At 40.1% G+C, this 1357-nt stretch carries 1 protein-coding gene and 2 pseudogenes; 2 read left to right on the top strand and 1 reads right to left on the bottom strand.

Annotation, left to right across the window (positions count from 1 at the left end; all coding sequences use genetic code 11):
• Positions 1 to 377 (top strand): transposase (locus AACW06_RS19535; RefSeq protein ID WP_192076327.1); only part of this gene is annotated, 377 nt, incomplete at its 5' end.
• A 442-nt stretch (positions 378 to 819) separates the two neighbouring features.
• Here the strand turns inward: AACW06_RS19535 and AACW06_RS19530 are convergent.
• Positions 820 to 1116, bottom strand: a pseudogene (locus AACW06_RS19530) (reverse transcriptase N-terminal domain-containing protein); the annotation flags it as partial.
• Between the two features lie 115 nt (positions 1117 to 1231).
• On the opposite strand from AACW06_RS19530, the pseudogene AACW06_RS19525 reads away from it, so the two are divergent.
• Positions 1232 to 1357: pseudogene (locus AACW06_RS19525) on the top strand (transposase); the annotation flags it as partial.

Below are 1357 nucleotides of genomic sequence, written 5' to 3'. Positions count from 1 at the left end.
ATAGTGGTGGCCTGCCGATTTGCTTTGATTTATCAGAAGGACAACGCCACGATATAGTGCATGCCGAAAGCTTAGTTGAGCAACTCGATGAAGTTAATACCATCGTTTGTGATAAAGGATATGACAGCGAACCTTTCCGCACTTTTGTTAAGGAACGTGGCGGAGAAACAGTAATTGCTAAACGCAATTACGGAGAAGATATAGACAAAAACAGTATGGATTGGTGTCTATACAAGTATCGTCACTTGGTCGAAAATGCCTTTGTGAGAATTAAGCATTATCGAGCTATTTCAAGTAGATATGATAAGCTAGAAAGGAATTATGCCAGCATGTTATCGCTGGCATTCATGTTAATGTGGCTACCGATGTATTGTTGAACGCGAAATGTACAGCAAAGATCAACAGACCCTAGTTACATGATTGAAAAAATTAAGAAATGACTTCTAAGGAAAAGCGTTTCATGAGTAACAGGTATTCTGAATACTTTTAGAACATTCAGCATAAAGTGAATTTGGTGATAAAAATCGTGGGGGTAGCTTTTGTCCATAATGTGCAAGCCCTGGCTTTCCCCCAACATTAGAAAAACTTGGGCAAAATCTGGCAATATTTATCGGTCGAAAATATCACCGACTCATAAAGGGGCAAAACTTTGCTAGCAATGATCGCGCTGAGAAGTGTCTGGGCATAACCAAGCCAACACTAACTTGGCTAACTAACCTGAACTCGGGATAAAAATAGGCAGGAACTAAAAGCTGGTTCTGCGATCAGATCTTTCGACTAAAAAGGAAATCATCGCAAAAGAACCAGCTATGAAAAAGTTAACTGACCTATTCTGCCATGTCGACGACTTTTGTAAGGATTTTTGTATGTCTTTCGACTCAATTGATTAACTGCTTTCATACTACGTGTATCTGTATTCCAGATAACACCATCTATTCCAGACGTTTTACTGCCTTTATTTTGAGATACTCGCTTAACAGCAAGAAGTTTTGCTGAGCGAGAATGAGTCAGTAGCCACTGCAAGGCTTTCGCTTTGCCGTGTTTACCTTTTCGTGTTGCCTTTGCAATACGCATCTGAAGCTTTAAAACACGCGCTTCTACAACTTTCCAGTTTATGGATTGCCATTAAGCACTGTCAGGAGAGGCACTAATCTCTTTTGAAATCATCATTTACGTTTCTCCTTGAATAAAGTTCTTCAAATTCTCTTGCAACGGAAGACCAGTCGGAAGTGCAGATAAAGGCTATATCAGTAAAGCGCTAACAGCAGACTTGAAAAAGGATGGTATTAGCCTAATAACGACTCACCGAAAGAACATGAAACCGAAGGTATTAGCGGCTTGGGACAGAGCAATGTTG

This window comes from Vibrio sp. S12_S33, from assembly GCF_963889785.1.
GTDB lineage: Bacteria > Pseudomonadota > Gammaproteobacteria > Enterobacterales > Vibrionaceae > Vibrio > Vibrio aestuarianus.
The sequence above is the reverse complement of the archived record's forward strand: the minus strand, read 5'-3'. Positions and strand labels throughout refer to the sequence as shown.